We start from the raw sequence: 8,133 nt of genomic DNA, 5'->3' as shown, positions 1-8,133 counted from the left end.
GGCTTTGTGTTTGATAATGGGATTGTTAGTATGAAGCATGAGAGTTACCTCGCGTTTTGTTTAAGGATTAGACACCCATATCAAAACCGGTAACTCTCAACCTTTCAAGGTACAGTGTCAGATCTAGTCGCGACTAATACACATAAGGAGTGGTTTCTAGCAATTCTCAGTAGACTTCACTGGACATGAGAAAGGCCGCAAACCCATGTGGAATGCGGCCTTGATAGACTTGGGTAGACCTCATTTTACTAAAAAGTGGTGGAGCTGGCGGGAGTTGAACCCGCGTCCGAAATTACTACACCGTCGGCACTACATGCTTAGTCTAGCCTTTACATTCGCCGGTTAGCTGCGAACAGACACGCCACTAACAAACTAGCCTGATTGGATTTAACGCTTCAACCCCAGGCAGGGCATCCACGCGATCTCTTTTGGGTTTGACCTCTCTTGATCCCCGTCCTAAGAGCGGAGGCTAGGGAGAGAGGGCTCAGAGCAGGTTATTAAGCTGCTAAAGCGTAGTTTTCGTCGTTTGCGACTATTTTTTGCGGCTTTTTACGAGGCAAACCGCCCCTCGGCATGCTCCTAAGGCTACACAATCCCGTCGAATCCAGAATCAGCCCCAATTACTTCAGTAGTATAACAGAACCGTGACGCCCTAATCCACTGTTAGCGGTTGGCGTTTTTCATGATGCGTGCTTTGTCTGTTTGCCACTCGCGCTCTTTGATATCCGAACGCTTATCGTGCTCTTTCTTACCTTTAGCAACACCAATCTTCACTTTTGACCAGGCGTTCTTCCAATACAGCGAAAGCGCGACCACGGTGTAACCTTCACGATTAACCCGTCCATAAAGTGAATCCAACTCGCGCTTGTTCAGCAACAGTTTACGGGTGCGTGTTGGGTCACAAACCACGTGGCTTGACGAGGCAAGTAGTGGTTGAAAGGTAGCACCAAACAGAAAAGCCTCACCGCTATGCAACAGTACATAGCTGTCGCTGATGTTGGCCTTACCTGCACGTAGTGATTTTACTTCCCATCCTTGCAACGCCAATCCCGCTTCGAACTCTTCTTCAATGAAGTATTCGTGGCGAGCACGCTTGTTTTGCGCAATGGTGGCGGAGCAGGGTTTATAAGCTTTTTTCTTTGTCATAGTGTCGTCATTATACCGGATGTTAAAGGGAAAGACATCACTGCCGCATCAGTGAACGCACGTTGAGGAAGGGATGCGATCGTCGCCTCAGAATTTTTACCATACGGGCCATCGGTGCTATTATTCCGCGCGTTTGAAGTAATACGGAAAAAGCCATGCCCAAGATTAGTCGCTCTGCACTGGTGCCCTACAGCGCGCAACAAATGTACCAGTTGGTGAATGATGTTTCCTCCTATCCCCAGTTTCTGCCTAGCTGTACCGGGATCCGCATTATTGCTGCCAGCGCTGAAGAGATGACGGCCGCTGTCGATGTTTCTAAAGCCGGGATCAGCAAAACCTTTACCACGCGCAATACGCTCACCGAGAGCCAATGCATCAGTATGCAGTTGGTTGATGGTCCGTTCCGTCAATTAAGTGGCGATTGGCGCTTTATTCCTTTAAGCGCCGATGCTTGCAAAGTGGAACTGCATCTTGATTTTGAGTTCACCAATGCGTTGATCGAACTGGCCTTTGGCAAGGTGTTTAAAGAATTGGCAAGTAATATGGTGCAGGCCTTCACCTTACGCGCCAAAGAGGTATACCGTGCCTGAAATCCGTGTCGATGTGGTTTATGCGCTGCCAGAACGTCAGTTTATGCGGTCCGTGACGGTGGAAGAGGGCGCAACGGTGGAGCAGGCTATTGTTGCCTCCGGGTTGCTGACATTGCGTACCGATATCGATTTACAGGTTAACAAAGTCGGGATCTTTAGCCTGTCGGCCCGTTTGACGGACGCAGTGACCGAGGGAGATCGCGTAGAGATCTACCGTCCGTTGATTGCCGATCCTAAAGAATTGCGCCGTCAGCGCGCGGCGCGTTCCAAAAAATAAGGCACATTCTGTGCCTTATTATGCGTGCTCTGATCACAGATTCACTATCAATTCAGCGTCGGTTGATTTTTCACGTTGGTCAAAACGCCATCCTGTCTGAAGGTCAGTGTCAGCGTTTGCTGTTTTAACGCTCCATTCCCGGGTTGCTGGCGGAAAACGTAGAACCAGGTGTCACTGCCAAAGGGGTCTTGCATCATCGGCATACCCAATGTAAAGGCAACCTGTTGCTTGGTCATACCGGTGTGGATTTTTGCCACATCAGCCGGTGCCAGATAGTTCCCTTGGTTGATATCTGGACGATAGACCAGTCTTTCCAGCGTAGAACAACCGGCGGTCAGCATAACAACCATCGCGGCGATGACGGTCAGCGTTTTACAGCGCATAGTAAATACATTCCTTAAGGGCATAGGTTGCCGATGATAATAGACCTTGCCTGTCTTGAAAACCGGCAAGGCGCTTGTATGACCACCGGAATGCAAAAAAGTTGATTATTTTTGTCTGAACGCTAACGGTAACAACGATAAAACGCACTCAATTAGCCATGGCTCGCGATGCCTGATGCTGTTTTTACGCAGCCAGTAACTCTTTAGCGTTCGCCAATGTGTTTTTGGTGACTGCGCTGCCACCCAACAAACGTGCCAGCTCTTGCAACCTTGCGCGTTTGTCCAACGGTTGCATCAGCGTTTCAGTAGCAGCACCATCGGTATGTTTGCTGACAAAGAAATGTTGATGACCGCAGCCAGCAACTTGCGGTAAGTGGGTGACACACATCACCTGCGTGGATGTGCCGAGTTGACGTAGCATTTTGCCAACAATCGCGGCGGTTGGGCCGCTGATACCGACATCGACTTCGTCGAAAATTAGCGCTGGAGTATCCATTTTACGCGCAGTGATCACCTGAATGATCAGTGCGATACGGGAGAGTTCACCGCCGGAGGCGATCTTCGCCAGAGCATGATGCGGTTGACCCGGGTTAGTCGTGACCAGAAACGCGATGCTGTCTGCGCCATAGGCTGTCAGGCGCTCCGGCGAAAACTCTACTTCAATGGAGAAATGGCCGTGCGGCATGGCGAGTTCATGCATCTGTGCCATAATCAACTGAGACAATTCATGCGCATGGTGTTGACGGCGGGCATGTAACTGTTCCGCGGCGTGCAGCGCCTGTTGGTGATACTCGCTAACGGCCAAGCTGAGCGTGGCGTGGTTGCTCTCTTGTTCTGCCAACTGCTGCTGTTCATCCAGTAGTTGCTGGTAAAATGCCGGCAGGTTTTCCGGGGGGACGTGATGTTTGCGCGCCAGCGCCATTTGGCGTGATAAACGCTGCTCCAGCTCATAGAGTCGGGTCGGGTCGAGATCAGTTTGTTCGCTGTAGTGGCGCAACTCATCACTGGCTTCACTGATCTGAATGCTGGCTTCTTCCAGCATATTCAGCACGCTGCCCAGCTTTTCATCCATAGTGACGAGTTCGCCGAGTTGGTGCTTTGCGCTGTGGAGCATGCTCATGATGTTCTGATCGTCGTTTTCGCTGAGCAACTGCAATGTCTGCCGGCTGAGTGACAGCAGTTGACCGCTGTTAGCCAGCCGTTTGTATTCGACGTCAATTTGTTCGTATTCGCCGGGCTGTGGGGCAAACTCTTTCAACTCCTTGAGCTGGTATTGCAACAGTTCACGGCGTGCCTCACGTTCGATATTCGCTTGTTGCAAGTGTGCCAGATCGCGACAACTTTGGTGCCACTGCTGCCAGATTTGTTGCATGGCAGCAAGCAGTTGCGGTTCGTCGGCATAGGCATCCAGCAGATGACGTTGGTGTTCAGGTTTGAGCAACAACTGGTGAGCGTGCTGGCCGTGCAGTTGGATCAGGTGTTGGCCGAGCTCACGCAACTGCGATAATGGCACGGCGGTGCCATTGATAAAACCGCGTGAACGCCCGTCTGCACTGATCACCCGGCGTAGCAGGCACTCGTTGCTGTCATCCAGTTGGTTTTGCTCCAGCCATGCTTTTGCCGCAGGAGTATCGCTGAGGGCGAAACGGGCACAGATGTCGGCACGCTGTGCGCCGGGACGCACCATGCTGGCGTCAGAGCGGTTGCCTAGGCACAGGCCCAATGCGTCAATCGCGATAGATTTGCCCGCGCCGGTTTCGCCGGTGATAACGCTCATACCTGATTGAAAATCAATGTCTAACTCACGCATGATAGCGAAATGGCTGATAGTGAGTTGCGCCAGCATGAATCACCTTCCTGTATGTAACAGCGTACTGTAATTGTATACAGTATAATACCGTTTTTTAACCAGTAAAGTGGCCAGCGCGAAATTTTAAAATAATTTTTTCGACCACCCCAGCTTTGTGCTTAGTGTATTGAAATAGCTGTAATTTTCTGGGTGTATCAAATTTAGTGAGTATTGGCTGCGAGTAATCAGTACCTCTTCCCCTTCCTGTACCGGCAGGGTTATCTGGCTGTCACAGCTCAACTCCAGATCGTGTGTGATATGAGAAAACTTCAGGCGGATGGTGCTGCTACTGTTTATCACCAGTGGGCGCGCTGAAAGCGTATGGGGAAACATCGGCACAAGCGCGATGGCATCCAGTGTCGGTGTCAGGATGGGGCCGCCACCGGAAAGCGAGTAAGCGGTGGAACCGGTAGGCGTTGAGATAATCAGGCCGTCCGAGCGTTGGGAGAAGGCGAAACGCTCGTCAATATAGACTTCAAATTCAATCATATGGGCGACTTTTCCGGGGTGCAGTACCACTTCATTGATCGCCGTGCTGGTGCTGTCAGGCTGATTGCGACGGCAAACGTGCGCTTCCAGCATAAAGCGCCGTTCGCTCAGGTGGCGCCCTTCCAACACCTCGGTAAGCTGTTGCTGTGCCTGATCGGGATCGATATCGGTCAGGAAGCCGAGATTTCCCCGGTTGACGCCAATCACATCAATGTCATAGCGAGAGAGCACGCGAGCGGCACCTAGCATATTGCCATCGCCGCCAACCACCACGGCCAAATCGGCTTGCATGCCGATTTCCGCCAAGCTGCCGGTCAACGCATCGGGCAGGTCTAGCTCGTGGGCAATATGCTGCTCCAGCATGACTTGGTAGCCCTTGCTGTGCAGCCAGTGATGCAACATCTCATGCGTCGCCAGTGCCGTGGGGTGACGCGGGTGGCCCACAATACCAATGCAATTGAACTGTTTCGTCATCGTTATGCTTTTCCTTACCCTGAGCCGCACGGTATCACGAAATCTGTCGGTATATGTAACGACTTCTCTTGAATCCCCGGTTTTCATCCCCATAATAAGCGAACAAGCGAGATGAATGCTAAAACCGCGGAGAATTTCATGAGTAGTAAAGAACAGAAGTCGCCTGACGAGCAAGTCGTAGATCAAATGGAAGCGGCACAGGGGCAACATGCGGAAGTGGAACCTGCAACAACAGACGTCGCCGATCCGCGTGATGAACGTATTGCCGAATTGGAAGCTCAACTGAACGAACTACAGCAGCGTGAGCGCGATACCGTGCTGCGTGCGCGTGCCGAAACGGACAATATCCGCCGTCGCGCTGAAATGGACGTGGAAAAAGCGCATAAATTTGCGCTGGAAAAATTTGCGGGTGAAATGTTGCCAGTGATTGATAACCTCGAGCGTTCGCTCGATGCAGCCGATCGCAGCAATGAGTCCCTCGCCTCGTTGATTGAGGGGGTGGAACTGACGCTGAAATCGCTGCTGAATGCCGTGCGCAAGTTTGGTATTGAGGCGGTGGGTGACGTGAACGTGCCGTTTAATCCGGAAGTGCACCAGGCAATGACCATGCTGGAATCGGCCGACCATGCGCCAAATTCCGTCATGATGGTGATGCAAAAAGGTTACACTCTGAACGGTCGTTTGCTGCGTCCCGCCATGGTTGCCGTTTCCAAAGCGAAGAGCTGATTTCCCTGAGCGACCCGAGTCTGCCTTGAAGACGTACGTAACAAATTGAAATCAATAAAAAAACCAAGTGACTTTACCTTGGTTTTTTTTGTTTATATTTTGTTAATAATCTGGCGCAGATCAAATTCTTAGCGATGCGTGCGTGTCGGGGGCCGTGCTGGCAGAGAGGTAGTCGTGAACCTATCAGGCTAAACGGATGTCCATGCTAACGGTGCTGGTTTTAGCTATTACAGCAATCTGTTTTACCACTCTAAATACACTTGATAATCATTATCATTCATGACAGAGTGAATCATTATAGAGGTAATAAAGGGTCATTGTATGACGGGAAGCAGAGTGATAGAGACTGCCGGCCGCACATCAAGGAAGCTTAATATTTCTCTGACGGGGCCAGCATTTATAGCGGCGATTGGCTATATCGATCCGGGTAACTTCGCCACCAATATTCAATCGGGGGCAGCCTACGGCTATCAATTGCTGTGGGTGGTGGTATGGGCCAATCTGATGGCGATGCTGATCCAACTGCTTTCTGCCAAGCTGGGGATTGCCACCGGAAAAAATCTGGCAGAACACATTCGCGATCGTTTCCCTCGCCCTGCGGTGTGGCCTATTGGGTGCAGGCGGAGATCATCGCCATGGCAACCGATTTGGCCGAGTTTATCGGTGCTGCTATCGTCTTTAAGCTGCTGTTGGGGATTTCGCTGCTTGAGGGCGCGATTCTTACCGGTATTGCGACCTTCCTGATTTTGGCACTGCAACAGCGTGGTCAAAAGCCGCTGGAGATGATTATCGGCGGGTTTCTGCTGTTTGTCGCTGCCGCGTATATTGTCGAACTGATCTTCTCGCGTCCTGAAATGTCTTCGCTGGTGCGTGGCATGGCGGTGCCGCAGTTGCCCACCTCCGACGCGGTGCTGCTGGCAGCTGGGGTGTTGGGTGCCACCATTATGCCCCATGTGATTTACCTGCATTCTTCATTGACCCAGCAGGGAGAAGACCACACCCGTGCCGAACGCTATGCTGCGACCAAAATCGACGTGGCAGTGGCGATGATCATTGCCGGATTCGTCAATCTGGCAATGATGGATACCGCTGCGGCAGCGTTCCATTTTAGCGGCAATCAGGATATCGCCGATCTGGAGCGTGCCTATCTCACCCTCGATCCACTGTTGGGGAAGGCAGCGGCGACTATTTTCGGTTTAAGCCTGGTGGCTGCGGGGCTCTCTTCTACCGTCTTGGGGACGCTGGCCGGCCAAGTGGTGATGCAAGGGTTTATCCGTTTCCATATTCCCCTGTGGGTGCGGCGCACGGTCACCATGCTACCTTCGTTTATTGTGATTATGTCCGGCATGGAGCCCACTCGCGTATTGGTACTGAGTCAGGTGCTGCTCAGCTTCTGGATTGCGTTGGCGCTGGTGCCTTTGCTGGCATTTACCGGAAATCGGGCGTTGATGGGATGTATGGTCAATGGTCGTTGGGTACAGAATGCCGGTAATGTGATTGTTTTAATTGTGATTTCCATCAACGCTTATCTGCTGATTAGCACGTTCTTCCTCAGTTAATGCAATCTAATATTTCTCACGTATAACGGATTGTCTCCACAATAAATGTGATGGCAGTCCATTTTTTTATCAAAAGGCTGGCGCTCATTTTTCCTCCTCTCTATTACCTGAATCATTAATACGAACAATATTCGCATATGCGGCATATGCGAACAAAAAGAGGTGAAAGATGCCGGATTTTGATTACAGTAATCCCGTCAAATTTCATTTTGGATTAGGACGACACAAGCAAGTGGGCGATATTGCCCGCCATTACGGTAGAAAGGCGCTGCTGGTGGCGTCAGAGGCTTTGTTGAATAAATAGAACTTTTGGGTAATCATCGGAGCAGATCACCACAGTTGTTTCAAAATCAGGTCTCCATGGCAAAACAAAATTTTAAAATTACCAACTGGCACTCTTATAACAAGGCCCTCAAGCAGCGCGGTTCTCTAACCGTATGGCTAGATGAATCAGCCGTTGCTGCATGGACGGAAAAAAACACTACTGAACGGCGTGGACGACCGCTCTACTACTCAGATATGGCCATCACCACAGTCCTGATGATGAAACGCGTGTTCGGCCTTTCATTGAGGGCTTTACAGGGCTTTGTTGACTCGATTTTTAAACTGATTAAATTGTCGCTGCATTGTCCAGACTATT

At 51.0% G+C, this 8,133-nt stretch carries 9 protein-coding genes, 1 other RNA gene and 1 pseudogene; 6 read left to right on the top strand and 5 right to left on the bottom strand.

What is annotated here, in order from left to right; genetic code table 11:
- Window positions 1-256: 256 nt before the first annotated feature.
- Together ssrA and smpB are read right to left on the bottom strand one after the other, a co-directional pair.
- Window positions 257-618, bottom strand: a transfer-messenger RNA (tmRNA) gene (ssrA, locus tag QZ506_RS17595).
- A gap of 45 nt (window positions 619-663) precedes the next feature.
- A complete protein-coding gene (gene smpB, locus QZ506_RS17590; RefSeq protein WP_291972928.1) occupies window positions 664-1,146 on the bottom strand; it encodes an SsrA-binding protein SmpB in 483 nt (160 codons plus the stop codon).
- Window positions 1,147-1,301: 155 nt separating this feature from the next.
- Between smpB and QZ506_RS17585 the strand changes: the two genes are divergently transcribed.
- A complete protein-coding gene (locus QZ506_RS17585) occupies window positions 1,302-1,736 on the top strand; it encodes a type II toxin-antitoxin system RatA family toxin (RefSeq protein ID WP_291972927.1) in 435 nt (144 codons plus the stop codon).
- On the top strand, window positions 1,729-2,013 hold the full coding sequence (locus QZ506_RS17580) for an RnfH family protein (protein ID WP_291972926.1): 285 nt from the start codon (window positions 1,729-1,731) through the stop codon (window positions 2,011-2,013). Before QZ506_RS17585 ends, QZ506_RS17580 begins: the two co-directional genes overlap by 8 nt.
- Before the next feature lie 47 nt (window positions 2,014-2,060).
- Here the strand turns inward: QZ506_RS17580 and bamE are convergent, their stop codons facing one another.
- The 3 genes from bamE to nadK all read right to left on the bottom strand — a co-directional run bounded on the left by bamE (window position 2,061) and on the right by nadK (window position 5,208).
- Window positions 2,061-2,396 (bottom strand): outer membrane protein assembly factor BamE, encoded by a 336-nt coding sequence (bamE, locus tag QZ506_RS17575; protein ID WP_291972925.1) that lies wholly within the window; start codon window positions 2,394-2,396, stop codon window positions 2,061-2,063.
- 184 nt (window positions 2,397-2,580) lie between these two features.
- Window positions 2,581-4,242 (bottom strand): DNA repair protein RecN, encoded by a 1,662-nt coding sequence (gene recN / locus QZ506_RS17570; RefSeq protein WP_291972924.1) that lies wholly within the window; start codon window positions 4,240-4,242, stop codon window positions 2,581-2,583.
- Between the two features lie 87 nt (window positions 4,243-4,329).
- Window positions 4,330-5,208 carry an NAD(+) kinase gene (gene nadK / locus QZ506_RS17565; RefSeq protein WP_291972923.1) on the bottom strand — a complete coding sequence of 293 codons (879 nt, stop codon included), beginning with the start codon at window positions 5,206-5,208 and terminating at the stop codon, window positions 4,330-4,332.
- A 138-nt stretch (window positions 5,209-5,346) separates the two neighbouring features.
- Between nadK and grpE the strand changes: the two genes are divergently transcribed.
- From grpE to QZ506_RS17545, 4 genes and pseudogenes are all read left to right on the top strand, one after another.
- Window positions 5,347-5,934 (top strand): nucleotide exchange factor GrpE, encoded by a 588-nt coding sequence (gene grpE, locus QZ506_RS17560; RefSeq protein WP_291972922.1) that lies wholly within the window; start codon window positions 5,347-5,349, stop codon window positions 5,932-5,934.
- Window positions 5,935-6,255: 321 nt separating this feature from the next.
- Window positions 6,256-7,493, top strand: a pseudogene (locus QZ506_RS17555) (Nramp family divalent metal transporter).
- A gap of 169 nt (window positions 7,494-7,662) precedes the next feature.
- Window positions 7,663-7,797, top strand: coding sequence for a hypothetical protein (locus QZ506_RS17550; RefSeq protein WP_291972921.1), 135 nt, complete (start codon window positions 7,663-7,665; stop codon window positions 7,795-7,797).
- 56 nt (window positions 7,798-7,853) lie between these two features.
- A partial coding sequence (locus tag QZ506_RS17545) for a transposase (RefSeq protein WP_291972920.1) occupies window positions 7,854-8,133 on the top strand: 280 nt, incomplete at its 3' end.

The organism is Candidatus Symbiopectobacterium sp. (genome assembly GCF_020054415.1).
Lineage (GTDB): Bacteria > Pseudomonadota > Gammaproteobacteria > Enterobacterales > Enterobacteriaceae > Symbiopectobacterium.
This window is presented reverse-complemented; position numbering and strand designations above follow the sequence as displayed.